The sequence below is a fragment of the Roseovarius halotolerans genome, assembly GCF_900172255.1.
Lineage (GTDB): Bacteria > Pseudomonadota > Alphaproteobacteria > Rhodobacterales > Rhodobacteraceae > Roseovarius > Roseovarius halotolerans.
In genome coordinates this window covers 970124-996015 of record NZ_FWFU01000001.1, presented here as the reverse complement: position 1 = coordinate 996015, position 25892 = coordinate 970124, and the positions used below count along the sequence as shown (strand labels likewise).

The following is a 25892-nucleotide window of genomic DNA, read 5'->3' as shown; positions in this document are numbered from 1 at the left end:
GATCCCCGGCTTTCGCGACCAAGGCGCGCGCCTCAACGATGTCGATCTGGCGTTCTCCGTGGGCGGCGACGGGCCGCCGCTGCTGTTGCTGCACGGCTTTCCCCAGACCCGCGCCATGTGGGCGCGCATCGCGCCCGCACTGGCCGCGCGCTACCGGGTTGTCTGCCCGGATCTGCGCGGCTATGGCGCCTCGGGGAAACCGGCAGAGGTCAGCGATTACAGCTTTCGCGCGATGGCCCGCGACGCCGGCGCGCTGATGGCGCATCTGGGGTATGACCGTTTTGCCGTTGCAGGCCACGACCGCGGCGCGCGGGTGGCCCACCGGCTCGCGCTCGACGCACCGCAAGCGGTCGAGCGGCTCTGCGTGATGGATATCGTGCCCACACACACGCTCCTCGACCGGCTCGATGCGAAGGTGGCGCAATGCTATTATCACTGGTTCTTCCTGGCGCAGCCCGCCCCCTTTCCCGAAACCATGATCGGCCACGATCCCGACGCCTATTTTGAAAGCTGCCTTCTGGGTTGGGGCGCCTCGCAGCTGAAGGATTTCGACCCGGATCAGCTCGCCGCCTATCGCGCCGCATGGCGCGACCCCGACACGATCCGGGGCATGTGCAACGACTACCGCGCCGCACTGGCCCATGATTTCGCCGACGATTGCGCCGATCTCAATCAGCGCATCGCCTGCCCGGCTCTGGTCCTTTACGGGGCCGACGGCGCGATGGCGCGCCATTACGACATGGCCGCCACATGGCGCGGAAAATGCCTTGAGATGCAAAGCCGCGCCATTCCCGGCGGGCATTTCTTTCCCGACACCGCCCCGCTCGCCACGATCGAGGCGCTCAGCGCGTTCCTCGCCTGAGCACAGCGCGCCCCAGCTTGGCCAACAGCAGGATCCACGGCAGGCCATGCAATGCCAGGTCGAACCAGTCGATCATCGCCAGCGGCGCGCCCGCGCGCAACATCATGAGCTTTTGCCAGACATGCGGCTCGGGCACATAGGGCGACAGGCCCAGCGTGGCGCAAAGCGCGACCACCAGCAGCCATGAAACCTGATCCAGAAGATGACCCATCGGCGTGTCGGCCTTGTCTTGAACTTCGGGAAAACGGGGGGAAAGTGGCGCGGTTGACGGGGCTCGAACCCGCGACCTCCGGCGTGACAGGCCGGCACTCTAACCAACTGAGCTACAACCGCGCATGCACGATGAAACGATCCGATGGGGGCAGCGGTGGCGCGGTTGACGGGGCTCGAACCCGCGACCTCCGGCGTGACAGGCCGGCACTCTAACCAACTGAGCTACAACCGCTCACTGCCCGCCCGATCGCTCAGGCGTGATGCGCTTCTTAGGGGCAGCGCCGCGCGCCGTCAAGCGCCCGTTTGGTGAAAATGCGCATTCCTGCAAACGCACTGCCAAGCCTGCCTTGGCGGGCGCCAACGCGACAGGTCCTCGCCGCCTCTATCGGAAGAATGGTGGGTCGTGAGAGGCTCGAACTCCCGACATCTTCGGTGTAAACGAAGCGCTCTACCAACTGAGCTAACGACCCGTCCCGCGCCTCATAGCCAAGCCGCCCGCTCCATGCAAGACCCTGCTGGCGCCGCGTCAGCCAGAAAGCCGGTGACCGAGCCTGCGCCACATCAGACGCGATAGCGCCCCCAACCGCATGACATACCCCCGAAACGACAACGGCGCACCCGGTTCCGGGCACGCCGCTGCGTGTTCATGGTGGGTGATAAGAGATTCGAACTCCTGACATCTTCGATGTGAACGAAGCGCTCTACCACTGAGCTAATCACCCGTTGGCGCGCTATGTAGCGTCACTCGTCAGGCTCTGCAACACTCTCTTTCGCTTTATCGAGAGCCGGCCCGGCGGATTTGCTCTGGCGTATCTTGGCGACCGTGACGGTGGCGTTTCCGGTCTCCTTGCGGCGCTGGTGCTTGAGCTTGCCAAGGGGTTGCAGGTTCAGCCCGCGCCCCTCGGATATCGCCTCGCCCAGGATGTCGATCATCGCCTCGACCACCGGCTTGGCGTTGCGCTTGCGCACGCCCGAACGCTCGACCACCTTGTCGATCAGCTCGCGTTTCTTGAGATCGGCACCCGCCACCTCGACACTCGTGTCGCGCACCAGTTCCGGCTTCGCGGTCACCGCGGCGGGCGCGGGGCGCACCGATGCGGTCTTGGCTTTGGTTTGACTGGCCGGGGTTTTCGCCCCCGTGTCCGCAGCTTTCGATGCGGTGCTGGGTTTCGTCTTGCGGCGCGTGCTCATATGAGGCCTCGTTTACTGCTGCTCTGGCGCAAGACTACGTCGATTGCGTCGCCAATGCCAGTGCCGCGTGCAGGCCGCCTCGTCGCCATCCCACGCGAAACCCCCGCCGGCGCGAGCCGACGGGGGTCTCGATCTTGTCAGCGGCCCCGCTCATGGGGCGCGCGGGGCAAGGCTCAGTGCGCCGTGGCGCCCTCGCCCTTGTCGCCGGCCTTGAGAGCGGCTTCGGCGGCGGCGGCCTCTTCGGCCTCCTCGTCCCATTCCACCGGCTCGGGCGTGCGCACCAGCGCCAGCTTGAGAACGTCGCGCACGTGATCGACGGGGATGATATCCAGCCCCTCCTTCACGTTGTCGGGGATCTCGGTCAGATCCTTTTCGTTCTCACGCGGGATCAGGACCGTCTTGATGCCGCCACGCAGCGCCGCCAGCAGCTTCTCCTTGAGGCCGCCGATCGGCAGCGCGTTGCCGCGCAGCGTCACCTCGCCGGTCATCGCGATATCCTTGCGCACCGGAATCCCGGTCAGCACCGACACGATCGACGTGACCATCGCCAGACCGGCCGACGGCCCGTCCTTGGGGGTCGCGCCCTCGGGAACGTGAACGTGGATGTCCCACTTCTCGAAGCGCGGCGGCTTCACCCCGATCTCGGGCGCGATCGAGCGGACATAGGAGCTGGCCGCATCGATCGATTCCTTCATCACGTCGCCCAGCGTGCCGGTGGTCTTCATCCGGCCCTTGCCCGGCAGGCGCAGCGCCTCGATGTTCAGAAGCTCGCCGCCAACCGACGTATAGGCCAGCCCGGTGACCACACCGACCTGGTCCTTCTCTTCGGCCAGACCGTATTTGAACTTCTTCACGCCGAGGAACTCGTCGATATTCTCGGCCGTGACCGTCACCGATTTCGCCTCGCCCTTGATGATCTTGGTCACCGCCTTGCGCGCCACCTTGGCGATCTCGCGCTCAAGGTTCCGCACCCCGGCTTCGCGGGTGTAATGGCGGATGATCGAGGTCAGCGCATCGTCACTCAGCTCGAACTCGCCCTTTTTCAGACCGTGGTTCTTGACCTGCTTGGCCAGCAGGTGCTGCTTGGCGATCTCTCGCTTCTCATCTTCGGTGTAACCGGCAAGCGGAATGATCTCCATCCGGTCCAGAAGCGGCCCCGGCATGTTGTAGGAGTTCGCCGTGGTCAGGAACATCACGTTGCTCAGGTCGTATTCCACCTCGAGATAGTGGTCGACGAAAGAGCCGTTCTGTTCAGGGTCCAGCACCTCCAGCATCGCGCTGGCCGGGTCGCCCCGGAAATCCTGGCCCATCTTGTCGATCTCATCGAGCAGGATCAGCGGATTGGTGGTTTTCGCCTTCTTCAGCGCCTGGATGATCTTGCCCGGCATAGAGCCGATATAGGTGCGGCGATGGCCCCGGATCTCGGATTCGTCGCGCACGCCGCCCAGGCTGATGCGGATGAACTCGCGCCCCGTTGCGCGGGCCACGGATTCGCCAAGGCTGGTCTTGCCCACGCCCGGCGGGCCGACAAGGCACATGATCGGCCCCTTCAGCTTTTTCGAGCGCTGCTGCACCGCCAGGTATTCGACGATCCGTTCCTTGACCTTCTCCAGACCATAGTGATCCCTCTCCAGGATCCGCTCGGCGCGGCCCAGGTCCTTCTTGACGCGGGATTTCACGCCCCACGGGATCGACAGCATCCAGTCGAGATAGTTGCGCACAACCGTCGCCTCGGCGCTCATCGGGCTCATGTTCTTGAGCTTCTTGAGTTCCGCCTCGGCCTTGTCACGCGCCTCTTTCGAGAGCTTGGTCGCGGCGATCTTCTCTTCCAGCTCGGCGATTTCGCCTTCGCCATCCTCGCCGTCGCCCAGCTCCTTCTGGATCGCCTTCATCTGTTCGTTCAGATAGTATTCGCGCTGCGTGCGCTCCATCTGCGACTTGACGCGGGTCTTGATCTTCTTCTCGACCTGCAGGACGCTCATTTCGCCCTGCATCATCCCATAGACCTTTTCCAGCCGCTCGCTGACCGAAAGCGTCTCCAGCATTTCCTGCTTCTGCGGCACGTCGATGCCCAGATGCCCGGCCACGAGGTCCGCCAGCCTTGCGGGCTCCTCGGTCTCGCTGACGGCGGCCAGCGCCTCTTCGGGGATGTTCTTCTTCACCTTGGCATAGCGCTCGAACTCATCGCTCACCGTGCGCAAGAGCGCCTCGATGGTAGCGCTGTCACCCGGCATCTCGGTCAGGTATTCGGCGCGCGCCTCGAAGAAATTGTCATTCTCCAGGTATTCGACGATCCGCACCCGCGCGACACCCTCGACCAGCACCTTGACGGTGCCGTCGGGCAGCTTCAGCAGTTGCAGCACATTGGCCAGCACGCCGGTCTTGTAGATGCCATCGGCGCTGGGATCGTCGACGCTGGCGTCGATCTGGCTCGACAGCAGAATCTGCTTGTCGTCCTGCATCACCTCTTCCAGCGCGCGCACGGATTTCTCGCGCCCGACGAACAGCGGCACGATCATGTGGGGGAAAACCACGATATCGCGCAGCGGCAGCACTGGGTAGGATGCGTTGAGAGGCTCTTGCATGCTCGTTTCCTTGTTCTGGGCAGATGATCCGGGCCCCTCGATCAGGCAGCCACGTCCATCTCCGCGTTTCCTGCGGTTTAACTTGGGGCGCGTGCGCCCCCGTTTCAACCGATTTGACGCAGTTTGCCCCTCCCTTGCGGCCTTCACAAGGCCTGTTTGCCCGTTCCTGCCCGCCTTGCATGAAACGCTTCGGCGCAAGGCGCCTTTAGCGGGCCTTCTCAGCGGGCGTCTCTTCAGACCGCGGCGCTTCGCTCGCGCAGCAACACCTTCACCGCCTGCTCGATCCGCTCGAGGGCCGCGCTCACCTCATCGTGAAACTGATCGAGCTGCCCCAGAATGGATTGCAGCCCCGCCAGCCGCTCGCGCAGGATTCCCGCCTCGACCCGCAACACGACCCGAACCATTGCGAGGCCGGTAATCATGCGGCGGATCATTTCGACATCCTGGGCCAGCTGGCGCACTGCGCGATAGCTGTCCTGCGTCGCGCGATCCGCCTCGCCGCGATACCGGTCGCGCAACGCGCCCAGCACCTGCATCTCGGCAGCCAGGTCCACATGATCCGCCCCGGCCGCCTCCCTGCTGAAACAGCTGTCCATCTCGGCCATGAGCTCGGCGACAACGATCATGAACAGCGACCTTGCCTCGTCGCTCATGTCCCATGTTCCGCGATCATTCCGCAGGGTCTGGATGACGCGTGGGTGATTGCGGATTTCTCGCATCGTCAGTTCGTAGTTCTTGGCAATCTCGTTGACCGGCCCCCTGTCGGACCCGAGCTTGCAGGCCTGAATCTTCATGTTCGTGGTGATCAGCTCGGCATCCTTCAGATTGTCGCAAAGCACCCGCAATTCCTGATCAATGGCCCGCTTCACATCCAGAAGATGCCCACAATCCGCCAGCGCGGGCACCGTCGCAATGCCGCGTGCCGCGTCGCGCACAGAATGCTCCCGGCGCAATGCCTCGACCTGAAAGAGACCATAGCTGGGAAAGCCCGCAGCCATCAGATCGGCTTCGATCGCCCGTGCGCTTTCTTCCGGCGTCAGCCCGTCGCGTTGCTCGCGCTCAAGAGCCAGCGGATAGACCGCCTTCACACTTGCCAGAAGCGGGCTCGTAGGCTTCAGACGAACCGACAGATAGCCGCCCTCGACCGGCGAGACCACCGCAAAGACCCAGTAGAATCGCCCATCGCTTGCCCGGTTCTTCACATAGGCGCCAACCGAATGACCCCGTTTCAGCCCGTCCCACAACAGCCAGAAAACGCCCTTTGGCATGTCCGGGTGCCGGATCAGCCGGTGCGGTGCACCTGCCAGTTGATCCGCTGAATAATTCGCGACGCGCATGAACACGCGATTGAACGCCCGGATCACGCCGCGCTCATCGGTGCGCGAGAAGAACAGCTCGTCAATCGCAAAGGGGGATTCCCTGTCGACAAGGGCAACATCGGCCCTCGGGCCGGATCTGGACTCGGTTATCTTCATCGGTTCCTCTGGCCGCATTGAATGTCTCTCGGCAACACAACCGGAAGAATCCCCACCCGCGCGGCATCAGCCGCCCCTCGGCGGCCCGAACGCATGACAAGACCCATCTGCCAACTACACACGCTCCCCCTGCAGGAACCATGCCAGGGGTCGCCGTTCGGATCTGACCGGGAAAAGCCGCCTCAGAGCGGCGCGATATCGCCCTCTGCGCGCATCTCGTGAAACGCCGCCTCCCAGGCGTCAAAGCGGCCCTCGGCAATCGCCTGCCGCATCGCCTCCATGATCTCCTGGTAGTAATGCAGATTGTGCCAGGTCAGCAGCATCGAGGAAATGATCTCCTGGCTGCGGAACACGTGATGCAGATAGGCGCGGCTGTAATTGCGGCAGGCCGGACAGGTGCAATCCTCGTCCAGGGGCCGCGGGTCGTCCTGGTGGCGCGCGTTCTTGATGTTGATCTGCCCGCGCCGCGTGAACACCTGCCCGGTGCGCCCCGAACGCGACGGCAACACGCAATCCATCATGTCGATGCCCCGCTTGACGGCGCCCACGATATCGTCGGGCTTGCCCACCCCCATCAGGTAACGGGGTTTGTCCTCGGGCAGGAAACCCGGCGCATAATCCAGCACATCGAACATCGCCGCCTGCCCCTCGCCCACCGCAAGGCCGCCCACGGCATAGCCGTCAAACCCGATATTCACCAGCGCCTCGGCGCTTTCCTCGCGCAGGTCGCGATTGACCCCGCCCTGCATGATGCCGAACAGCGCATGACCGGGGCGATCGCCGAATGCCTCCTTCGAGCGCGCCGCCCAACGCATCGACAGCCGCATCGCCCGCGCCACCTCGTCGTCGCTGGCAGGCAGCGCCGGACATTCATCGAAACACATCACGATGTCGCTGCCCAGAAGCCGCTGGATCTCCATCGACCGCTCGGGCGTCAGCTCATGGCGCGAGCCATCCACATGGCTCTTGAAGGTCACGCCGTGCTCGCTCAGCTTGCGCAGCCCCGCAAGACTCATCACCTGGAACCCGCCGCTATCGGTCAGGATCGGGCGCTCCCAGTTCATGAACCGATGCAATCCCCCCAGCCGCGCGATGCGCTCGGCGCCGGGGCGCAGCATCAGATGATAGGTATTGCCCAGCAGGATATCGGCGCCCGTCTGACGCACACTGTTGGGCATCATCGCCTTCACTGTCGCCGCCGTGCCCACCGGCATGAAGGCCGGTGTGCGCACATCGCCCCGCGTCGTGCGGATCACGCCCGTCCGCGCCGCTCCGTCCCGCGCCGTCAACTCGAAACTGACTGTCACCTGAATTTCCCGCAATTGCCGTCTTTCGGCTTCCCTTAATGCGGTTTAACCTGACTTGCAAAACGCCGCGTGACGCGCGTGGCCCTTTTTCGCGAGTGAGAGTGACATGACCGAAGACCAAATCCTGAGCCTGCTTCGCTCGAACCTCGTCTGGATCCTGATTGCGGTCCTGATCTTCGTGGTAATCTTCAAGGGCATCCAGATCGTTCCGCAATCCGAACAATACGTGGTCGAACGCTTCGGCCGCCTGCGTGCGGTGCTCGGGCCGGGGATCAACCTGATCGTGCCGTTTCTCGATGTGGTGCGCCACCGCATCTCGATCCTCGAACGCCAGCTGCCCAATGCCAGCCAGGACGCGATCACCCGCGACAACGTGCTGGTCGAGGTGGAAACCTCTGTCTTCTACCGCATCGTCCAGCCCGAAAAGACGGTCTACCGCATCCGTGACGCCGACGCCGCCATCGCCACCACCGTCGCCGGGATCGTGCGCGCCGAGATCGGCAAGATGGACCTCGACGATGTGCAGGCCAACCGCTCGGCGCTGATCGCCACCATCAAGGAAGCGGTCGAGGACGCGGTCGAGAACTGGGGCATCGAAGTCACCCGCGCCGAGCTTCTTGATGTGAATCTCGATGAAGCCACCCGCGCCGCCATGCTTCAGCAGCTCAACGCCGAACGCGCCCGGCGCGCCCATGTGACCGAGGCCGAAGGCAAGAAACGCGCCGTCGAACTCCATGCCGACGCCGAGCTCTACGCCGCCGACCAGGCCGCCAAGGCCCGCCGCATCCAGGCCGACGCCGAAGCCTACGCCACCGAGGTCGTCGCCCGCGCCATCGCCGATAACGGGGTCGAGGCCGCGCAATACCAGGTCGCCCTGAAACAGGTCGAGGCGCTCAATGCGCTGGGCAACGGCCCGTCCTCGCAAACCATCCTCGTGCCGGCCCACGCTCTCGAAGCCTTCGGCAACGCCTTCAACATGCTCAAGGGGACCAAGGCATGAGCGGCATCTGGACGCTCTGGTGGGTCTGGCTGGGCGGCGCCCTGGCGCTGGCGATCCTCGAAACGCTCATTCCGGGCTACGTGTTTCTGGGCATTGCGCTCGGGGCCGCCAGCATGGCATTGATCGTCGCGCTGCCGATCACCCTCGCGCCAGCGGCGATGATCGCGATCTTCGCATTTCTGTCACTTCTTGCATGGATCATTCTGCGTCGGGTCTTTCAGGCCCGTAACGACCAGAGCCGCGTGATTCACGACGACATCAACAAGTAACCCCTCGGGGCAACTTTGCTTACAGGCTGCGATCACGCTATGGTCGCCAGCTACGAGCCTTGATTTTGAATGCGAAGGAACTGCCCATGACCAACACGCCCGATGAGACGCAACAACTGCAATTCGGGTGGGAAGAATGGGTCTCCTTACCCGATCTCGGTGTTCCCGCGATACGGGCCAAGGTCGATACCGGCGCGCGCACATCCGCGCTTCATGCCTTCGACATCGAGACCTTTGGCCCCTCCTCCAAACCCAAGGTCCGCTTTACCATCCACCCGATACCGGGGCGCGACGATTTCGTGATCCCCTGCTCGGCCCCGATCATCGACCGCCGCGAAGTGACCTCCTCGAATGGCGAGAAAGAGCTGCGCTACGTCATCGAGAGCACGCTCACCGTCAATGGCGACAGCTGGCCGGTGGAACTCACGCTGACCAACCGTTCAACCATGCAGTCGCGGATGCTGCTGGGGCGTCAGGCGCTCAAGGACCATATCACCATCGTGGCGACGGACCGCTTCATGCAGCCCGAACTCAGCTATGATGTCTATCATACCGCCAAGATGCGCCATCAGGCGCCCGCCCGCGCCCTGCGCATCTGCGTGCTGTCGCGCGAAGACAACTATTCCACCCGCCGCCTTGTCGAAGAGGGCGAGAAACGCGGCCACTCGGTCGAGGTGATCAACACCACCCGCTGTTACATGGCCATCAACGCAATGGCCCCCGAAGTGCATTACGACGGCAAGCGCCTGCCGCGCTTCGATGCGGTCATCCCGCGGATCGGCGCCTCGATCACGCCCTACGGCACCGCCATCATCCGCCAGTTCGAGACCATCGGCACCTATTGCGTGAACCCCTCCGCCGGGATCACCTCCAGCCGCGACAAGCTCTATGCCCATCAACTGATGGCGCGCGCCAAGATCGGTATGCCCAATACCGCCTTCGCCGCGTCGCCCAAGGACACCAACAACCTGATCGGTCTCGTCGGCACCGCGCCGCTGATCGTCAAGCTGCTGGAATCCACCCAGGGCAAGGGCGTCGTGCTGGCCGAGACCAAGAAGGCCGCCGAATCGGTGATCGACGCCTTTCGCGGTCTCAAGGCGAATTTCCTCGTGCAGGATTTCGTCAAGGAAGCCGCGGGCGAGGATATCCGCTGCCTGGTGATCGGCGGCAAGGTCGTCGCCTCGATGAAGCGCACAGGCGCCGAGGGCGATTTCCGCTCCAACCTTCATCGCGGCGGCTCCGCCAAATCCGTGCGCATCACCAAGCAGGAGCGCGAAACCGCGATCCGCGCCGCGCGCGCCTTCGATCTCAACATGGCCGGAGTCGACCTGTTGCGCTCAGAAGGCGGCCCCAAGGTGCTCGAGGTGAATTCCTCCCCCGGCTTCGAGGGGATCGAACGCTCGACCGGCAAGAACATCGTCGGGCGGCTCTATGACCAGATCGAAAGCCGCGTGCGCCCTGCCCCGATCCGTCGCCGCAAGAGCGGTGCAAAAAAATCCGCCGAGTGAGTTTTGGCCCCGATCACGGGTTTTGTACCAACCCTTTCTGGCCGTGGGCGATTTCTGTACGAAACGCGCGTACAAACCGGACGTTTTGTACCGACCCGCCCCTCTGGACGGCGGCGGCGATAAATCTTATATCTTCGCTCAGGAACAGCGCAGGATTCAGCCATGACCCATAGCCCAGACCCCGTCGAAGGCGCGCCACTGATCGCGCCATCGAGCACCGAACACCCGCTCTACGATCAATTGGTCGAGGCCTGCCGGTCTGTCTATGACCCTGAAATTCCAGTGAATATCTACGACCTGGGCCTGATCTACACGATCGAGATCGACAGCGAGAACGCCGTGCGGGTGATCATGACCCTGACCGCGCCCGGCTGCCCCGTTGCCGGTGAAATGCCCGGCTGGGTCGCCGAAGCCATTGAACCCGTCCCCGGCGTCAAACAGGTCGATGTCGAACTCGTCTGGGATCCCCCCTGGGGCATGGACATGATGAGCGACGAAGCGCGCCTTGAGTTAGGATTCATGTAAGGCAAGCAATATCGCTTGTCATTTTGACAAGTTAATTTACTTGCCTTTTCTTAATGCAAGCATTATAACTTGCGGATCATGAACCCGTTCTGCGTCCTCTCAGGTGACCTTGTCGACTCCAGCGCACTCAGCGCCGAAGAGGTCGATTCCGCCCTGCAGGCGCTCGAATCCGCTGCCGATGACATCTCGCGGTGGGCACCCGGTCTGGTTACCGGATTCGCGCGAAGTGGCGGGGATGGATGGCAATTTGCCCTATCCGAACAAAGGTTTGCGCTACGATCTTCGCTTTATTTCCGGGCCGCGATCCGGCGTCTTGGCAAGGCGTTTTCCACCCGGATCGCCCTTGCCTGCGGCGATGGTCACCTCCCCGACAACCGCGACCCCAATGCCGCTTCCGGCCCCGCCTTCACCGCCTCGGGCCGCCTGCTCACCACCTTGGGGGGGCCGCATATCACCATGGGTCACGCCTCAGGTGGCGCTCTCAACGCATTGATTTTGCTTGCGGATCACATCTCTCAAGGCTGGACACCGGCGCAGGCCCGCGCGGTGTTCACCATGCTGCCCCCCGGCGCCACCACCCATGCTGACGCCGCCGCACGCCTCGGGATTTCCCGTCAAGCCGTCGATCAGGCCCTGACTGCTGCAGGGTATCACGGTATTTCGGATGCAATTCAATCTGTTGAGGCCGATTCTTCACCCACAGATCACCCGCCGGAGTGACCCCGATGCTTGAAACCATCGTCGCCCTGATCTTTGCCCACGCGATGGCCGATTTCACCCTGCAAACAAACTGGATCAACGCCAACAAGGCCCGCCCGCATGTCATGGCGCTCCATGGGATCATCGTGTGGATCACCGCCCATCTCGCCCTCGGGCAGCTATATGCCCCGGCGCTGGCGCTGCTGACGCTTGCCCACATCCTGATCGATGCCGCGAAAACATATAGCAAGATCAATAACCTACCTGCCTTTCTTCTGGACCAGGGTGCGCATCTCGTCACCATTCTCGCTGTCGGTTTCTGCGCTCCCGGCCTCTGGCAGACCGGTCTCTGGTCCGCCCACCCCGTCCTCTTGCCGCTCATGGCGCTCGCTGCGGGGCTGATCCTCTGCCTCACTGCCGGGCAATACGCCATCGGCCTCCTGATGCGCCCCCACAGCATGCGCCTGCGCAACGTCGGTCTGCGCGATGGCGGCCGTCAGATCGGCCTGCTTGAACGTGGCCTGATCTTCCTTCTGGTGCTGGCAAACCAACCCATCGGTATCGGCTTCCTGATCGCCGCCAAATCCATCCTGCGCTATGGCACCGCCAACCGCGACCAGCGCAGTGCCGAATACGTGATCATCGGCACGCTGGCCTCCTTTGGTTGGGCCATCGCCGTCGCTCTTGCGACGCAATCCCTTCTATCTGCGTTGCCCCCGCTTGAGATCGCGCCCTGAACGCCCTAGATTCCCCCTAGACACATGAGGAGGCACAATGTTCGGCATCCCCGGTAAACAAGCCGTTACCATGACGCCCGCCGCGGCGATCCGGATCGCGAAACTGATGGACAAGGACGGCCATCAGGGTTTGCGCATCGGGGTCAAGAAAGGCGGATGCGCGGGCATGGAATACACGATGGACTACGTGACCGAGGTCGACCCCAACGATGAGGTGGTCGAGCAGGATGGCGCACGGGTGATGATCGCGCCGATGGCGCAGATGTTCCTGTTCGGCACCGAGATCGACTATCGCACCTCGCTTCTGGAATCCGGTTTCGTGTTCAACAACCCCAATGTGACCGAGGCTTGCGGCTGCGGTGAGTCGATCAAGTTCGAGAACATGTAAGCCGCCTACCCCATCAACATAACAATAAAAACAAAAGGTTGACCCGGAATGATGCGCAAACTCGCTGCCGGAAACTGGAAGATGAACGGCACTCGTGAGTCGCTTGACGCGTTGCAGGCCATTGCCTCCGCCCATCCCGAACCGGGTGTCGACATCCTGATCTGCCCGCCCGCGACCCTGCTCTTGCAGGCCGCCGCGCTCAGCGCCGACAGCCCGCTTTCGATCGGGGCGCAGGATTGCCACAGCGCCGCGTCGGGCGCGCATACCGGCGACATCTCGGCGCCCATGATCGCCGATGCGGGGGCGCAGGCGGTGATCGTCGGCCATTCCGAACGCCGCCTCGATCACCACGAAACCGATGCAGATGTGCGCGCCAAGGCCGAGGCGGCCCATGCTGCGGGCCTTCTTGCGATCATCTGCCTCGGCGAAACCCTGGCCGAACGTGACGCGGGCAGCACCCTTGATGTGATTGGCGCGCAGCTTGAGGGCTCGACGCCCGACAGCGGTGATTCCGCCAATACCGTCATCGCCTACGAACCTGTCTGGGCTATCGGCACCGGCAAGGTGCCCGACATCGCGCAAATTGCGGAAGTGCATGATTTCATTCGTGACCGCCTGACAGCGCGCTTCGGGTCAACAGCCTCTGATATCCGCCTCCTCTATGGCGGTTCGGTGAAACCCGCCAACGCCGCCGAAATTTTCGCCGTCAGAAACGTCGACGGTGCCCTGGTCGGCGGCGCCAGCCTCAACGCGGCGGATTTCTCGCCGATCATCGCCGCGCTCGAGTCCGCGACCTGAGCATTCAAAGCGGCAGCATGGTGGTCGATTTGATCTCTTCCATCGACAACAGCGCCGTCACGTTATGCACCTTCACTTCGGAAATCAGCGCCTGATAAAAGGTGTCATAGGCGCGGGCATTGGCGACGCGAACCTTCAGGATATAGTCGATATCCCCCGCTAGCCGGTGCGCCTCCTGCACCTCAGGGCGGTCACGCAGGGCTTGCAGGAACGTCGCCTGCCAGCTTGCATCATGCTCTGATGTGCGGATCAGGACAAAGAAGCAAGCCTCGAATCCGAGCGCCTCGGCATCCAGCAGAAAGGTCTGCTGCTTGATGATCCCGCCTTCGCGCATCTTGCGAATCCGGTTCCACACCGGGGTCTTGGAACTGCCCACGATCTTGGCGATTTCATCCAGCGATTGCCCGCCGTCCTTCTGCAGCTGCACAAGGATTTTCCGATCCAGTTCATCGAGGCGAACAGCCATTTTCCGATTTCCTTTCTTCATGGAACGCTTCGGCTCAATCTGATGCGAACAGGAACAAACGTCCTTATTCGGGCCAGCCTATGGCGCGTACCCGGGAATATTTCCTATATTTCGGGGCAAGTCAAACAGAACGCCGAGGCCCTCCACATGAAACATTTTCCGGTTTTCCTGTCCGTCGAGGGCCGTCGCATCGTCCTTTCGGGCGGTGGCGAGGCCGCGCTGGCCAAGCTGCGCCTGATCCTCAAGACCGAAGCGCGCATCGAGGTCTTTGCCCCGGCCCCTGCCCCCGAGATCGTCGCCTGGTCCGAAGAGAACCGCCTGACCCTCCATCGCCGTGCGCTCGCCGCCGGGGATGTGCGCGGCGCGGTTCTGTTCTATGCGGCTGACGAGGACAGCGCCGAAGACGCCCGCACCGCCGCCATCGCCGAGTCCGAAGGCGTGCTGGTCAATATCGTCGACAACCTCGAGGACAGCCGCTTCATCACACCGGCCATCGTCGACCGCGACCCCGTCACCGTCGCCATCGGCACCGAAGGCGCGGCACCCGTCCTGGCCCGCGCGATCAAGGCCGACCTCGAAGCACGCCTGCCCGCCACGCTTGGCCCGCTCGCCCGGATCGGCAAGGCCTTCCGCGCCGTGGCGGACATCCTGCCGATGGGCCGCACGCGGCGCGATTTCTGGAGCGAGTATTATTTCGACACCGGCCCGCGCGCCATATCCGAAGGCGGCGAACATGGCGTCAGACCCGCGCTCGAAGCCCTGCTTGCACGCCATCGCGCGGCACCCGGCAACCGCCCTGGCCATGTCGCGTTCGTCGGCGCCGGTCCCGGCGATCCTGACCTTCTGACATTGAAGGCACGCAAGGCGCTCGATACGGCTGACGTGGTGATCCATGACCGCCTGGTGACCCAAGGGATCCTTGAGCTGGCCCGCCGCGAAGCGATCCTGATCGACGCGGGCAAACAGGGTTTCGGTCCCTCCATGTCGCAAGGCGAGATCGACGCGTTGATCGTCGCCCACGCAAAGAAAGGCGCGCAGGTCGTGCGCCTCAAGGGCGGCGACCCGACGATGTTCGGGCGTCTGGACGAAGAGATCGACGCCGTCGAGAACGCCGGGATCGCATGGCATATCGTGCCCGGCATCACCGCCGCCTCGGCCAGTGTCGCCGCCATCGGCCAGAGTCTGACAAAGCGTCAGCGCAACGGCGCGGTCCGCTTCCTCACGGGGCATGACATGAAGGGCTTTGCCGATCACGACTGGCGCGCCCTCGCCCGCCCCGGCGAAGTCGCCGCGGTCTACATGGGCAAGGCGGCCGCGCGGTTCATCCAGGGCCGCCTGCTGATGCATGGCGCAGATCGCGCCACCCCGGTCACGGTGATCGAGAACGCCTCGCGCCCCGATCAGCGCATCCTTTCCACGACGCTTGGCCAATTGCCGGGCGATCTGGCGCAGGGCATCTCGGATGGTCCCGCGCTCACCTTTTACGGGCTCGCCCCGCGCGCCGCGCAGGCCGCCCTTTCCCAGGTCGAACAGGAGCTTGCCTGACATGCCCCGTGCTTTCACCCCCAAGGTCGTCACCGCCAATGCCCTGATCGAGGGCGACGTGGTTTATCTCACCGCCGATGATCGCTGGACGCGCGATCTCGCGCAGGCCGAGATCATTACCGACGAGGCCCATGCACAGCTGCGTCAGCTCATGGCCGAAGCCCAGCCCGATCAGGTGGTCGGCGTCTATCTCGCCGATGTCACCGCAGGGACGAACGGCCCCGAACCGACCCATTTTCGCGAGGATTTCCGGCGCAGCGGCCCCTCGAACTACCGCCACGGCAAACAAGCGGAGCTTTCCGATGTATGATTACAGCGAATTCGACGCGGCCTTCGTCGCCGAGCGCAACCGTCAGTTCCGCCAGCAGGTGGAGCGCCGCGTCAGTGGCGCGCTGACCGAGGACGAGTTCAAGCCGCTGCGCCTGATGAACGGGCTTTACCTGCAGCTGCATGCCTACATGCTGCGTGTCGCCATTCCCTATGGCACACTCGACAGCGCCAAGATGCGCCAGCTGGCCTATATCGCGGAACGCTGGGACAAGGGCTATGGCCACTTCACCACCCGCCAGAACATCCAGTTCAACTGGCCCAAACTGCCAGATGTGCCCGACATTCTGGACGCTCTCGCCGAGGTGGGGATGCATGCCATCCAGACCAGCGGCAACACCATCCGAAATGTCACCGCCGACCATTTCGCCGGTGCTGCGCAGGACGAGATCGCCGATCCCCGCCCGGTCGCCGAACTGATCCGGCAATGGTCCACGGACCACCCGGAATTCCAGTTCCTGCCGCGCAAGTTCAAGATCGCCGTCACCGGCAGCCCCAATGACCGTGCCGTCATCAAGGCGCATGACATCGGACTTCAGATCGTCACCCGCGGCACCGAACAAGGCTATCGCGTGATTGTCGGCGGCGGCCTTGGCCGCACGCCCATGATCGGCAAGGTGCTGAGCGATTTCGTCACGCAGGAGGATCTTCTGCCCTATCTGGAATCCGTCGTCAGCGTCTGGAACCAGATCGGGCGGCGCGACAACAAGTACAAGAGCCGGATCAAGATCACCGTCCATGAACACGGCATCGACGATATCCGCGCCCGCATCGCCGAGCGGTTCAAGCTGGTGCGCCCCGCCTTCAGCGGCGTCGATCTTGCGCTGTTTGACGAAATCAAGGCCGCCTTCGCCCCACCCGCCTTTCGCAAGGCCGGCACCGAGAGCTTTGACAAGGCCTACAGCGCCGACCCGGTCTTCCGCGCCTGGGCCGATACGAACCTCGCGACGCATCGCGCGCCCGGCTATGCCATCGTCCAGATCAGCCTCAAGGCGCATGGCGCGACCCCCGGCGACGCCACGGCCGAGCAGATGCGCGTGATGGCCGACCTCGCCCAGTTCTACGGCCATGACGAGCTGCGCATCAGCCACGAGCAGAACGTGATCCTGCCCCATGTGCATGTATCCGACCTGCCCGCGATGCATGCGATCCTGAAACGGCACGGGCTGGCCACCGCCAATATCGGCCTCATTTCGGATATCATCGCCTGCCCCGGCATGGATTACTGCGCCCTCGCCACTGCGCGCTCGATCCCCATCGCGCAGGAAATCGCCACCCGTTTCGACGAACTGAAGCTGGAACACGAGATCGGCGAGCTGAAGATCAAGATATCGGGCTGCATCAATGCCTGCGGGCATCACCATGTCGGCCAGATCGGCATTCTCGGGCTCGATCGCGCCGGGGTCGAGAACTATCAGATCACCCTTGGCGGCGATCACACGCAGGATGCGGCCCTTGGGCAGCGCACCGGGCCGGGTTTCTCGGCAGACGAAATCGTGCCCGCCATCGAGCGCATCATCGAGACCTATCTCGATTATCGCCAGGACCGGCAGGAACCTTTCCTGCAGACCTATCGCCGCATCGGGATCGAGCCCTTCAAGTCCGCGCTTTACGAAAAGGCCCGCGCCCATGCAGCCGAGTGATACCGCATCGCGCGTGGCCGCGCTCAATGCGCGCTATCGCCATCATTCGGCAAGCGACGTGCTGCGCGCCGCGCTCAACGACCCCGAGGCCGGGGATCTGGCGCTCGTCTCCAGCTTCGGAGCCGAATCCGTGGTGCTTTTGCACATGGTGGCACTGGCGCGTCGCGAGACGCCGGTCATCTTCATCGACACGCAGATGCTTTTTGCCGAGACTCTGACCTACCAGCAGGAACTGGCCGAGCGATTGGACCTGCGCGACATGCGCATCATCCGCGCCGATGCCGCCGATCTCGCTGCGCGCGACCCCGATGGCGCCCTGCACCGCACCGCACCCGATGCCTGCTGCACGCTGCGCAAGACCGCGCCGCTGCAGCGCGCGCTTCAGGGGTTCGACGGCTGGATCACCGGGCGCAAGCGCTATCAGGGCCAGACCCGCGCCAGCCTCGCCTTCTTCGAGGCCGAACCCGGCACCGGACGCATCAAGGTCAATCCCCTGGCCCACTGGGCGCCCGAGGACATCCGCACCTACATGGAGGAAAACCGCCTGCCCCGGCATCCGCTGGTGGCGCGCGGCTATCCGTCGATCGGCTGCATGCCCTGCACCAGCCGCGTCGGCAATGGCGAAGATCCCCGCGCAGGCCGTTGGCGCGGGCAGGACAAGACCGAATGCGGCATTCACTTCGTAAACGGAAAAATCGTGCGACAAGGAGAAAACGCATGAGCATCATCGTCGATGACAATGGCTTTCACAGCGATGACTGGACCCTTCCGCTCAGGGCGCTCGAGGACGCGCGCAGCGGTTACGGCATCGACCTGCCCTCCAGCGCCGACCCGATGGAACTGGCCGGGCGCCTGCCGGAAATACCGCTGATCCGGGTGGATTTTCCCAGCTTTTCGGACGGTCGAGGCTTTACCATCGCGCGCCAGCTCCGGCTGATGGGCTACAAGGGGCGCCTGCGCGCGCGCGGCCATGTGATCGCGGATCAATACGCGATGGCACGGCGCGCCGGTTTCGACGAGATCGAAATCCCCGAGGACCTGGCCGCGCGTCAACCCGAGGATCAATGGCAGTTCCGCGCCGATTGGCGTGCACATGACTACCAGGCCCGCATGCGCGGGTAAGCGGCCTTTCATCTGACCTGAATCAAAGATTAGTCACAGGTGTCGGTTTAACCATCGCGCCAGTGACGTTATGAATGAGAGTGGTATCGTGGCCACAGCAACCTCAGATGCATGCCTGCATCCGCACGAGCGAAGCCCCGCAAGATGCACCGGTCGTGCTGCGCTGGCTGGATCGCCGGACGCGAGCGCAAAAAGGGCGACACCCACTCGGATCTCGATGTCTTTGATTTCGCGCCGGAAACCGGGCGCATCAAGGTCAGCCCGTTGTGCGAAGCGGACATTCGAGATGAGCAACATCATCACCCACCGGGGTCCCGTTCCCGGCACCGGGCACCTGCCCGACCGCCCGTGGCTTTCCGCCACGGCCCGCAATGCGCACGCGAAACGTCTGCGCATGGGTGGAGAAACCACCCTTCACCTGACCTGAATCAAAGATTAGTTATAGGTGTCGGTTTAACCAGACCGGCAAGTTGGAGCAATGAACGAGATCAATACCGTGACAGAAGCAGCCGCGAAGGCCGTCAAGAAACCCGCCATGCCCGACGCCCAGACCGTCACCGAGGTGACCCACTGGACCGACCGGCTTTTTTCGTTCCGTATCACGCGGCCGGCCACCCTGCGCTTTCGCTCGGGCGAATTCGTGATGATCGGCCTCATGCAGACCGACGAGAAAACCGGCAAGGAAAAGCCGCTTCTGCGGGCCTATTCCATCGCCTCGCCCTCCTGGGACGACGAGTTGGAATTCTACTCGATCAAGGTGCAGGACGGTCCGCTGACCAGCCGCCTTCAGCATATCCAGCCGGGCGACCAGATCATCATGCGTCCCAAGCCCGTGGGCACCCTGGTGCATGACGCATTGCTGCCCGGCAAGCGGCTCTGGTTCTTCGCCACCGGCACCGGCATCGCGCCCTTTGCCTCGCTTCTGCGCGATCCCCAGACCTACACCGATTACGAGGAAATCATCCTCACCCATACCTGCCGTGAGGTGGGTGAACTGGAATATGGCCGCCAGTTGATCGCCAACATCCGCAATGACGAGATGCTCGAAGAACTGATCGGCGAAGGGTTCCACGAGAAGCTGCGCTACTATCCAACCACCACGCGCGAAGAAAGCCCCAAGATGGGCCGTATCACCGACCTGATGCGCGCGGACGAGGTGTTCGAGGATCTGGGCGTTGCGCCGCTCTGCCCGCAAAACGACCGCGCGATGGTCTGCGGCAATCTCGCCTTCAATATCGAGCTCAAGGGCATGCTTGAGGAATACGGGCTGCGTGAGGGGGCGAATTCGGACCCCGCAGAATACGTGGTCGAGAAAGCTTTCCTCGACTGACGCGCTTGCCGCACGCTCAGAAATGAAAACCCCGCGCCGGTCGACGACGCGGGGTCTTTTTTGGGTCAATGACCGCGGCTTAGATATTCAGCGCCTTGCGGACATTCTCGAGTGCCGATTTCAGCAGATCGGGATTGTTGCGGGCCTGTTCCAGCGCGCCTTTGAGCATCGCTTTCTGAGTGCCGCCCAGATCTGAATTATCGATCATTTCGGCCACTTTATCCATGTCGAAACCATCGACGGTCAGCGCCTCCTGCACCTCGTCACCTGCGGCGGCGGCGCCTTCGGCAGCTTCCTGGCTGGCGGATTCGGCGCCTTCGGCGGCCTCGGTTGCCATGTCGGCGCTGCTGTCGGTTGCGGCATCGGCAGCCTCGGTCGCGGTCGCTTCGGCGTCGCTGGCGCTGTCGGCCATAGTATCCGCAGCGCCCTGCGCCGCGTCGGTTGCGGTGTTAGCTGCGGCATCGGCAGCCTCGGTTGCCGTATCGACTGCGGCATCGGCCGCCTCGGTGGCGCTGTCGGCAGCCGCCTGCGCGGCCTCGGTTGCCGTGTCGACTGCGGTATCGGCGGCACCTTGTGCGCTTTCAACCGCCGCATCGACGGCGCTTTCGGTCGCCGTCACGGCATCCTCGGCAGTCGAGGCAGCACTGTCAGCGGCGTCGCTCGCAGCACCCTCTGCCGTATCGGCAGCCGCGCCCGCCGCATCCGTAGCGGCATCAACCGCTTCGCCAGCGGCCTCTGTCGTGGCTTCGGCGGCCTCGCCGACCGCTTCGGCCGTATCGGATGCCGCTTCAGTGACGGCATCACCCGCCGCGCTGGCGGCATCCTCAAGCGCCTCGGGCATTTCGACCGTTCCGCTCAGGTCTTCGCTGATCTCGGTCACGGTCTTGCCGGTGAACAACATGTACCCGCCGGCCAGAACCAGCAGCGCGATCACGACCCATAGAAGATTTCTCATATTTGCATTCCCCTGAAACTTTACTCCCGGCATTCTGCCGGAACATTGCAACGACCTGATCACAGATGATTACGCCAAAGGAAAGCCGCAAGGGGAAAATAGCCGATTTTCGGCTCATAACGGCCTATTTTGCCGCTTGAATCACGCTACGAGCGCGGTTACTTTCCGACTTCAGATTTCGCCAATAACCGAAGGAACAAAGCCATAGCCCGCAGACCGCACAACGCGCCTCCAACGCGCGACACAGGCCCCCGAGTCAACGACAAGATCCGCGCCAACGAAATTCGCCTGATCGGCGCAGAGGGGGAAAACGTCGGCGTCGTGACGCCGGAGCGCGCTATGGAAATGGCCGAGGAAGCCGGCTTGGACCTCGTCGAGATCTCGCCCAATGCAAATCCGCCGGTCTGCAAGATCATGGATTTCGGCAAATACAAGTACGAACAGCAGAAACGCGAGGCCGAGGCCCGCAAGAAGCAGAAGATCATCGAGGTCAAAGAGGTCAAGTTCCGGCCCAACACCGATACGCATGACTATGACGTCAAGATGCGTAACGTGCTGAAATTCCTTGAAAAGGGTGACAAGGTCAAGGTCACGCTGCGGTTTCGCGGCCGCGAGATGGCGCATCAGGACCTGGGTCGCGAACTTCTCCACCGCGTCGCCGAGGACGTCAAGGAAGTCGGCAAGGTCGAGAACATGCCCAAGATGGAAGGCCGCCAGATGATCATGATCATCGGCCCCGCCGCCCGCTAGCGACTGCCGCACAGAGAACCGAACCGGCCCCTCCCGCCCCTGGCGTGGGGGGCTTTTTCATAAGCCCGCTCGCGCAGCGCGCGGCCCGAACCGAAAGGCCCGATCATGTGGGAAGAACGCTTTTCGACAGCCGAATACGTCTTTGGCCGCGAACCGGCTGCCTTTCTTCAGGATCACGCCGATCTGCTGACGCCGGGTGCAACCGCGCTCTCGGTCGCCGATGGCGAAGGGCGCAATTCGGTCTTCATGGCCGAACGCGGCATGCGCGTCACCGCGCTGGAATTCTCCCCCTCGGCCATCGCCAAGGCCCGCGCGCTGGCCGCCGACAAGGGCCAGAGCGTCACCTTTCACGAGGTCGACGTGCTGGCACATGACTGGCCGGATCAATACGATCTGGTCGCCGGGATCTTCATCCAGTTCGTCGGCCCTTCAGAACGCGCCGGCCTGTTCGCGGGCATGAAACGCAGCGTCGCCCCCGGCGGGTTGATCCTGCTGCATGGCTACACACCCAAACAGGTGGAATACGGCACCGGCGGCCCGCCCGACCCTGCGAACATGTATACCGAAGACCTGCTGCGCGACAGTTTCGCCGGATGGGAGATCGTCCTCTGCCAGGCCTATGAGCGCGACATCCGCGAGGGTAGCGGCCATGCCGGGCGCTCGGCGCTGATCGACTTCGCGGCGCGGCGCCCGATCGGGGCCTGAGCCACGGCAAGCACTCAGGGCGCGGCGGGCTCCAGCACGGTAATTCCCACCGCCGCCGCCCGCGCCAGCGCGGGATCAAGCGACATCGGAATATACTCGCCCCGCCGCCAGAGCTGCGCCAGATCATCGTAATGACGTGACAGGAAATGTCCCGACTGCCCGGTCGAAATGATGAAGACGCTGCTGTCGGGATCGGCGAAATCATAAACCCCCCGATAGCCCGCACCATGCACGTTCTGGAACGGATCGGGCCCGCTGCCGCGCGTGCGCCCCCGCAGCAGGGTGTTGTCGCCCCCCGAGGTCGATTGCCGGATATTCACGAAGTAGCGCAACAGCGGTACCTCGCCCAAAACCTGGTGATCATGGGTCGCCTGATGCGCATCGCCCCAACGCAGGCTTTCCAACGCCGTGCCGTAATTCTCGTTGATCCAGACCAGCGCATCATCCAATGCCATGCGTGCAATATCGGTGCAGGTTTCGACCGGCGAGGATTGCTTGACATCGCACCAAGCGGCGGCGCCGTCGACATCGCGGTAGACCCGCTCGATGAAGACCGGATCGGGATGCGCGAATTCGCGCGCCAGCGGCCCCAGATCGTCGCGGATCAACCTGTCCTGCAGCGCACGCAGCCAGGCGGCGTAGATCAGCGGCTCGGGCAGATGCTCGTTCATCTCGCCATTCCAGTCCGACAACAGCGTCAGCGCACGTTGACGCTGGCGTTCAGGTGTGCCCTCGGGCGCGGCCTCGCCGGTGAACCACAGGTTCGCGCCGATCAGCGGCAACAGCGAGCGCGCGGTGAAGCTGACCGTATCCAGCTGCGCTTCGATGAAACTGTCGCGGGTATGGACCTCGCGGTTCTGCATCAGGCGCCGCCAGCGATGAACCCGCTGCGTATCGCCCCAAAGAAAGCTCACATGCAACGGAAAGGGACGGTCCACGGTCTTGTTGTTGGTATTCCCCAAAACGCCCCCCGCGGGGGCGATGAATTCGGGATTGGCCGAATAGGGGCTGATCCCCTGCCAGCGGTTCTGGCGCACCCAGCCCCGTGACGGCATCCGGCCCTCGCTTTCATGGCTGGCGTTGCGGCGCGGCATCGCGCCCAGCGTCTTCATGGCGATGCTGTCGCTGTCCACCAGCGTCAGGTTCTGTGACGGCGCGACATAGAGCCTTCCGGCATCCAGCGCCTCCTCGACGCTCGAGGCGCGCATCACCGCCATAGCCGCACTCATGGTGGTATCGTCGCCGGCGAGGGCGGTCCAGGCCAGCGCCGCGACATGACCTTCGGGCGTCACGCTGGCCAGATCGTAATGCGACCCCGGCAGCACCGGGCCATTATCCGTCCAGCGCAGGGTCATGGTGACCGGATCGGCATCCTTGATGCGAATGATGGATTTCTGCGTGCGGAAGGGCTTGTAGCCTTCGGGCGTCAGGTAACGGGTGGAATTGTCGGGATCGAGCTTTTCGATATAGAGGTCCTGATCATCCATATAGGACGAGGTCAGCCCCCATCCCAGATCGCCGCTGCGCCCGGTCAGCACTGCGGGCAGACCCGGAATCGTCCCCCCGATCACCCCGCCCGTTTGCAGCTCCAGCCGCGCCAGATACCAGATCGCCGGAGCACTGAAACCCAGATGCGGGTCATTCGCCAACAGCGTCCCCCCCGCTGCCGAACGCGACGGCGCCGCTGCCCAGGCATTTGAAGCCCCCGCAAAGGCGCGCTCGTTGAAGGGCGAGAGCGGATCGCGCGGGCGCTCGGGCAAGGCCGCATAGCGCAACGTCTCGGTCCCAGGCACCAGCGCTGCGTAATCGGGCAGCGCCGCGATGCCGCTGCCGGGCGCAAGCGGCATGATGTCCTGAAGCCGTGCTTCCTCCTCCAGCGCCAGCGAGGCGCGCGCATAAAGCACCTCGTTCTCCAGATGCGACGAAAGCTGTACCGCCATCAGCTTGAGGATCGCCACTGAATCGGCGGGCTGCCAAGGCGCGATCGGCGCGTTGAACATGAACATCTCCGGCGCGCCGCGCCCAAGGGCCGATTCGTTGATCTCGTTCAGGCGCGCGTTCACGCCCCGCGCATAGGCATCGAGCGCATTGCGCGTGTCCTCGTCCTGCGCCTCGACCGAACTGCGCGCCAGCGCGTAAAGATCGAACCGGCGCATCAGCTTGTCGATCTCGACCGTGCGCGCGCCGAACACTTCCGAGAGCCGCCCCTGCGCGGTGCGCCGCAGCGTCACCATCTGCCACAGCCGGTCCTGCGCATGGGCATACCCCAGCCCGAAAAATGCATCCGCGTCGCTTGTGCCGAAGATATGGGGCACATTGGCATGATCGCGCACGATTTCGACCGGCGCCAAGACCCCGGACACGGCAAGCTGCTTGTCGTATTCCGGCAAGGAGCGCGACAGCAGGAAATAAAGGCCCACAACCACCAGAAGCGCCAGCACGATCGCACCGCCCGTCAGCCGAAGAAGCCATTTGAAGATCGACGCCATGCCCTTACCCGGTTTCACCTTGCATCCGGGCATGGGATAGTCAGAAATCCGCGACGAGACAATGGAAAGGAAGCGACGATGACGAAACTGGCATTTCTCGGGCTTGGCGTGATGGGTTTCCCGATGGCGGGCCACCTTCAGGCGGCGGGCCACGACGTCTGCGTCTACAACCGCAGCCCGGCCAAGGCCGAAGACTGGGTTTCAAAGCATGGCGGGCGAAGCGCCCCTACCCCGCGCGACGCCGCCAGCGGCGCGGATTTCGTGATGGCCTGCGTGGGCAATGACGACGACCTGCGCAGCGTCTGCCTCGGCCCCGACGGGGCGTTCGCGGGGATGAAGGAGGGCGCCATCTTCGTCGATCACACGACGGTTTCGGCCAAGGTGACCGAAGAGCTTTACGGCAAGGCGCGCGACGGCGGGCTGAGTTTTGTGGACGCACCGATCTCGGGCGGACAGGCGGGGGCGGAAAACGGCCAGCTCTCGATCATGTGCGGCGGCGATCAGGCCGCCTATGACGCGGCCGAACCGGTGATGAACACCTACGCAAAGCTCTGCAGGCGCATCGGCGTGTCCGGTGCCGGGCAGATGACCAAGATGTGCAACCAGATTGCCATCGCGGGCCTTGTGCAGGGGCTCTCCGAGGCGCTGCACTTCGCCGAGGAGGCAGGACTTGACGGGCGCTCCGTAGTCGAGGTGATCAGCCAGGGCGCCGCGGGAAGCTGGCAGATGTCGAACCGCTATGAAACCATGCTGGACGATGCGTTCGAGCACGGGTTCGCGGTCGACTGGATGCGCAAGGATCTGGGGATCTGCCTCGCCACCGCCGAAGAGACCGGCGCCAGCCTGCCGGTCACGGCGCTGGTCGATCAGTTCTACAAGGACGTGCAGAACATGGGCGGCGGGCGCTGGGACACGTCGAGCCTGTTCAAGCGGCTGCGCAAGGTGAAGGGCTAGGACAGGAAGGGGGGGCCTCGGCCCCCTCTTGGCCTCTGGCCAATTCACC

Annotated in this window: 27 protein-coding genes and 4 tRNA genes; 19 read left to right on the top strand and 12 right to left on the bottom strand. The window is 63.6% G+C overall.

Annotation, left to right across the window (positions count from 1 at the left end; genetic code table 11):
* Position 1 precedes the first annotated feature (1 nt).
* Positions 2–862 carry an alpha/beta fold hydrolase gene (locus ROH8110_RS04880; protein ID WP_085817012.1) on the top strand — a complete coding sequence of 287 codons (861 nt, stop codon included), beginning with the start codon at positions 2–4 and terminating at the stop codon, positions 860–862.
* Here ROH8110_RS04880 and ROH8110_RS04875 read toward each other — a convergent pair.
* The 9 genes from ROH8110_RS04875 to tgt form a co-directional block, all read right to left on the bottom strand.
* Complete coding sequence (locus tag ROH8110_RS04875; protein WP_085816568.1) at positions 843–1073, bottom strand: RND transporter; 231 nt, start codon at positions 1071–1073, stop codon at positions 843–845. The two genes, ROH8110_RS04880 and ROH8110_RS04875, sit on opposite strands and share 20 nt — an antisense overlap.
* Positions 1074–1118: 45 nt before the next feature.
* A tRNA-Asp gene (locus ROH8110_RS04870) sits at positions 1119–1195 on the bottom strand.
* Positions 1196–1230: 35 nt separating this feature from the next.
* Positions 1231–1307, bottom strand: a tRNA-Asp gene (locus tag ROH8110_RS04865).
* Between the two features lie 162 nt (positions 1308–1469).
* A tRNA-Val gene (locus tag ROH8110_RS04860) sits at positions 1470–1545 on the bottom strand.
* 177 nt (positions 1546–1722) lie between these two features.
* Positions 1723–1797 (bottom strand) — tRNA-Val (locus tag ROH8110_RS04855).
* A 19-nt stretch (positions 1798–1816) separates the two neighbouring features.
* Positions 1817–2266 carry an HU family DNA-binding protein gene (locus ROH8110_RS04850; protein WP_085816567.1) on the bottom strand — a complete coding sequence of 150 codons (450 nt, stop codon included), beginning with the start codon at positions 2264–2266 and terminating at the stop codon, positions 1817–1819.
* A gap of 173 nt (positions 2267–2439) precedes the next feature.
* Positions 2440–4851, bottom strand: coding sequence for an endopeptidase La (gene lon / locus ROH8110_RS04845; protein ID WP_085816566.1), 2412 nt, complete (start codon positions 4849–4851; stop codon positions 2440–2442).
* Between the two features lie 233 nt (positions 4852–5084).
* Positions 5085–6326, bottom strand: a complete 1242-nt coding sequence (locus ROH8110_RS04840; protein WP_085816565.1) for a PAS domain-containing protein — start codon at positions 6324–6326, stop codon at positions 5085–5087.
* A 182-nt stretch (positions 6327–6508) separates the two neighbouring features.
* Positions 6509–7633: a tRNA guanosine(34) transglycosylase Tgt gene (gene tgt, locus ROH8110_RS04835; RefSeq protein WP_370738109.1), complete on the bottom strand. Its 1125-nt coding sequence runs from the start codon at positions 7631–7633 to the stop codon at positions 6509–6511.
* Positions 7634–7739: 106 nt separating this feature from the next.
* Between tgt and ROH8110_RS04830 the strand changes: the two genes are divergently transcribed.
* The 8 genes from ROH8110_RS04830 (at position 7740) to tpiA (ending at position 13557) form a co-directional block, all read left to right on the top strand.
* Positions 7740–8633, top strand: coding sequence for an SPFH domain-containing protein (locus ROH8110_RS04830; RefSeq protein ID WP_085816564.1), 894 nt, complete (start codon positions 7740–7742; stop codon positions 8631–8633).
* Positions 8630–8902 (top strand): NfeD family protein, encoded by a 273-nt coding sequence (locus tag ROH8110_RS04825; protein WP_085816563.1) that lies wholly within the window; start codon positions 8630–8632, stop codon positions 8900–8902. The genes ROH8110_RS04830 and ROH8110_RS04825 overlap by 4 nt, the downstream gene beginning before the upstream one ends.
* Positions 8903–8988: 86 nt before the next feature.
* Complete coding sequence (gene rimK / locus ROH8110_RS04820) at positions 8989–10410, top strand: 30S ribosomal protein S6--L-glutamate ligase (RefSeq protein ID WP_085817010.1); 1422 nt, start codon at positions 8989–8991, stop codon at positions 10408–10410.
* Positions 10411–10572: 162 nt separating this feature from the next.
* Positions 10573–10935 carry an SUF system Fe-S cluster assembly protein gene (locus tag ROH8110_RS04815; RefSeq protein WP_085816562.1) on the top strand — a complete coding sequence of 121 codons (363 nt, stop codon included), beginning with the start codon at positions 10573–10575 and terminating at the stop codon, positions 10933–10935.
* A 78-nt stretch (positions 10936–11013) separates the two neighbouring features.
* Positions 11014–11655, top strand: a complete 642-nt coding sequence (locus ROH8110_RS04810; RefSeq protein ID WP_085816561.1) for a hypothetical protein — start codon at positions 11014–11016, stop codon at positions 11653–11655.
* A gap of 5 nt (positions 11656–11660) precedes the next feature.
* Positions 11661–12371: a DUF3307 domain-containing protein gene (locus tag ROH8110_RS04805; protein WP_085816560.1), complete on the top strand. Its 711-nt coding sequence runs from the start codon at positions 11661–11663 to the stop codon at positions 12369–12371.
* 37 nt (positions 12372–12408) lie between these two features.
* Positions 12409–12759 carry a HesB/IscA family protein gene (locus tag ROH8110_RS04800; RefSeq protein ID WP_085816559.1) on the top strand — a complete coding sequence of 117 codons (351 nt, stop codon included), beginning with the start codon at positions 12409–12411 and terminating at the stop codon, positions 12757–12759.
* A 51-nt stretch (positions 12760–12810) separates the two neighbouring features.
* A complete protein-coding gene (tpiA, locus tag ROH8110_RS04795) occupies positions 12811–13557 on the top strand; it encodes a triose-phosphate isomerase (protein ID WP_085817009.1) in 747 nt (248 codons plus the stop codon).
* Positions 13558–13561: 4 nt separating this feature from the next.
* Here tpiA and ROH8110_RS04790 read toward each other — a convergent pair whose 3' ends face one another.
* Positions 13562–14023: an Lrp/AsnC family transcriptional regulator gene (locus tag ROH8110_RS04790; RefSeq protein ID WP_085816558.1), complete on the bottom strand. Its 462-nt coding sequence runs from the start codon at positions 14021–14023 to the stop codon at positions 13562–13564.
* Between the two features lie 147 nt (positions 14024–14170).
* On the opposite strand from ROH8110_RS04790, the gene cysG reads away from it, so the two are divergent.
* The 7 genes from cysG to ROH8110_RS04760 all read left to right on the top strand — a co-directional run bounded on the left by cysG (position 14171) and on the right by ROH8110_RS04760 (position 19990).
* The gene (gene cysG / locus ROH8110_RS04785; RefSeq protein WP_085816557.1) at positions 14171–15568 is read left to right on the top strand and encodes a siroheme synthase CysG; all 1398 of its coding nucleotides are present in this window, start codon (positions 14171–14173) and stop codon (positions 15566–15568) included.
* A gap of 1 nt (position 15569) precedes the next feature.
* The gene (locus tag ROH8110_RS04780; RefSeq protein ID WP_085816556.1) at positions 15570–15878 is read left to right on the top strand and encodes a DUF2849 domain-containing protein; all 309 of its coding nucleotides are present in this window, start codon (positions 15570–15572) and stop codon (positions 15876–15878) included.
* Entirely contained in the window at positions 15871–17538 is a 1668-nt protein-coding gene (locus ROH8110_RS04775; RefSeq protein WP_085816555.1) for a nitrite/sulfite reductase, read from the top strand. The genes ROH8110_RS04780 and ROH8110_RS04775 overlap by 8 nt, the downstream gene beginning before the upstream one ends.
* Complete coding sequence (locus ROH8110_RS04770; RefSeq protein ID WP_085816554.1) at positions 17525–18259, top strand: phosphoadenylyl-sulfate reductase; 735 nt, start codon at positions 17525–17527, stop codon at positions 18257–18259. Before ROH8110_RS04775 ends, ROH8110_RS04770 begins: the two co-directional genes overlap by 14 nt.
* Positions 18256–18660, top strand: a complete 405-nt coding sequence (locus tag ROH8110_RS04765) for a DUF934 domain-containing protein (RefSeq protein WP_085816553.1) — start codon at positions 18256–18258, stop codon at positions 18658–18660. The genes ROH8110_RS04770 and ROH8110_RS04765 overlap by 4 nt, the downstream gene beginning before the upstream one ends.
* 286 nt (positions 18661–18946) lie before the next feature.
* Positions 18947–19087, top strand: a complete 141-nt coding sequence (locus ROH8110_RS18655) for a hypothetical protein (protein ID WP_170156440.1) — start codon at positions 18947–18949, stop codon at positions 19085–19087.
* A 51-nt stretch (positions 19088–19138) separates the two neighbouring features.
* On the top strand, positions 19139–19990 hold the full coding sequence (locus ROH8110_RS04760) for a ferredoxin--NADP reductase (protein WP_085816552.1): 852 nt from the start codon (positions 19139–19141) through the stop codon (positions 19988–19990).
* A gap of 79 nt (positions 19991–20069) precedes the next feature.
* On the opposite strand, the gene ROH8110_RS04755 is transcribed toward ROH8110_RS04760, so the two are convergent.
* Entirely contained in the window at positions 20070–20945 is an 876-nt protein-coding gene (locus ROH8110_RS04755; RefSeq protein ID WP_085816551.1) for a hypothetical protein, read from the bottom strand.
* 129 nt (positions 20946–21074) lie between these two features.
* Between ROH8110_RS04755 and infC the strand changes: the two genes are divergently transcribed.
* A complete protein-coding gene (infC, locus tag ROH8110_RS04750) occupies positions 21075–21695 on the top strand; it encodes a translation initiation factor IF-3 (protein ID WP_425466426.1) in 621 nt (206 codons plus the stop codon).
* A 105-nt stretch (positions 21696–21800) separates the two neighbouring features.
* The gene (locus tag ROH8110_RS04745) at positions 21801–22400 is read left to right on the top strand and encodes an SAM-dependent methyltransferase (RefSeq protein WP_085816550.1); all 600 of its coding nucleotides are present in this window, start codon (positions 21801–21803) and stop codon (positions 22398–22400) included.
* Between the two features lie 14 nt (positions 22401–22414).
* Here the strand turns inward: ROH8110_RS04745 and ROH8110_RS04740 are convergent, their stop codons facing one another.
* Positions 22415–24889 (bottom strand): penicillin acylase family protein, encoded by a 2475-nt coding sequence (locus tag ROH8110_RS04740; RefSeq protein ID WP_085817007.1) that lies wholly within the window; start codon positions 24887–24889, stop codon positions 22415–22417.
* On the opposite strand from ROH8110_RS04740, the gene ROH8110_RS04735 reads away from it, so the two are divergent.
* Entirely contained in the window at positions 24770–25843 is a 1074-nt protein-coding gene (locus ROH8110_RS04735; RefSeq protein WP_254903736.1) for an NAD(P)-dependent oxidoreductase, read from the top strand. The two genes, ROH8110_RS04740 and ROH8110_RS04735, sit on opposite strands and share 120 nt — an antisense overlap.
* Positions 25844–25892 lie beyond the last annotated feature (49 nt).

What these genes read in the sequence shown, in the direction of transcription:
- ROH8110_RS04765 (WP_085816553.1), top strand. Translation starts at nt 18,256, where the DNA reads ATGAGCATCATCGTCGATGACAATGGCTTTCACAGCGATGACTGGACC.
- ROH8110_RS04805 (WP_085816560.1), top strand. Translation starts at nt 11,661, where the DNA reads ATGCTTGAAACCATCGTCGCCCTGATCTTTGCCCACGCGATGGCCGAT.
- ROH8110_RS04760 (WP_085816552.1), top strand. Translation starts at nt 19,139, where the DNA reads ATGAACGAGATCAATACCGTGACAGAAGCAGCCGCGAAGGCCGTCAAG.
- ROH8110_RS04780 (WP_085816556.1), top strand. Translation starts at nt 15,570, where the DNA reads ATGCCCCGTGCTTTCACCCCCAAGGTCGTCACCGCCAATGCCCTGATC.
- tpiA (WP_085817009.1), top strand. Translation starts at nt 12,811, where the DNA reads ATGCGCAAACTCGCTGCCGGAAACTGGAAGATGAACGGCACTCGTGAG.
- ROH8110_RS18655 (WP_170156440.1), top strand. Translation starts at nt 18,947, where the DNA reads ATGAGCAACATCATCACCCACCGGGGTCCCGTTCCCGGCACCGGGCAC.
- ROH8110_RS04775 (WP_085816555.1), top strand. Translation starts at nt 15,871, where the DNA reads ATGTATGATTACAGCGAATTCGACGCGGCCTTCGTCGCCGAGCGCAAC.
- ROH8110_RS04875 (WP_085816568.1), bottom strand. Translation starts at nt 1,073, where the DNA reads ATGGGTCATCTTCTGGATCAGGTTTCATGGCTGCTGGTGGTCGCGCTT.
- cysG (WP_085816557.1), top strand. Translation starts at nt 14,171, where the DNA reads ATGAAACATTTTCCGGTTTTCCTGTCCGTCGAGGGCCGTCGCATCGTC.
- ROH8110_RS04740 (WP_085817007.1), bottom strand. Translation starts at nt 24,889, where the DNA reads ATGGCGTCGATCTTCAAATGGCTTCTTCGGCTGACGGGCGGTGCGATC.
- ROH8110_RS04755 (WP_085816551.1), bottom strand. Translation starts at nt 20,945, where the DNA reads ATGAGAAATCTTCTATGGGTCGTGATCGCGCTGCTGGTTCTGGCCGGC.
- ROH8110_RS04815 (WP_085816562.1), top strand. Translation starts at nt 10,573, where the DNA reads ATGACCCATAGCCCAGACCCCGTCGAAGGCGCGCCACTGATCGCGCCA.
- ROH8110_RS04810 (WP_085816561.1), top strand. Translation starts at nt 11,014, where the DNA reads ATGAACCCGTTCTGCGTCCTCTCAGGTGACCTTGTCGACTCCAGCGCA.
- ROH8110_RS04745 (WP_085816550.1), top strand. Translation starts at nt 21,801, where the DNA reads ATGTGGGAAGAACGCTTTTCGACAGCCGAATACGTCTTTGGCCGCGAA.
- ROH8110_RS04790 (WP_085816558.1), bottom strand. Translation starts at nt 14,023, where the DNA reads ATGGCTGTTCGCCTCGATGAACTGGATCGGAAAATCCTTGTGCAGCTG.
- ROH8110_RS04800 (WP_085816559.1), top strand. Translation starts at nt 12,409, where the DNA reads ATGTTCGGCATCCCCGGTAAACAAGCCGTTACCATGACGCCCGCCGCG.
- rimK (WP_085817010.1), top strand. Translation starts at nt 8,989, where the DNA reads ATGACCAACACGCCCGATGAGACGCAACAACTGCAATTCGGGTGGGAA.
- ROH8110_RS04850 (WP_085816567.1), bottom strand. Translation starts at nt 2,266, where the DNA reads ATGAGCACGCGCCGCAAGACGAAACCCAGCACCGCATCGAAAGCTGCG.
- lon (WP_085816566.1), bottom strand. Translation starts at nt 4,851, where the DNA reads ATGCAAGAGCCTCTCAACGCATCCTACCCAGTGCTGCCGCTGCGCGAT.
- ROH8110_RS04830 (WP_085816564.1), top strand. Translation starts at nt 7,740, where the DNA reads ATGACCGAAGACCAAATCCTGAGCCTGCTTCGCTCGAACCTCGTCTGG.
- ROH8110_RS04770 (WP_085816554.1), top strand. Translation starts at nt 17,525, where the DNA reads ATGCAGCCGAGTGATACCGCATCGCGCGTGGCCGCGCTCAATGCGCGC.
- ROH8110_RS04825 (WP_085816563.1), top strand. Translation starts at nt 8,630, where the DNA reads ATGAGCGGCATCTGGACGCTCTGGTGGGTCTGGCTGGGCGGCGCCCTG.
- ROH8110_RS04840 (WP_085816565.1), bottom strand. Translation starts at nt 6,326, where the DNA reads ATGAAGATAACCGAGTCCAGATCCGGCCCGAGGGCCGATGTTGCCCTT.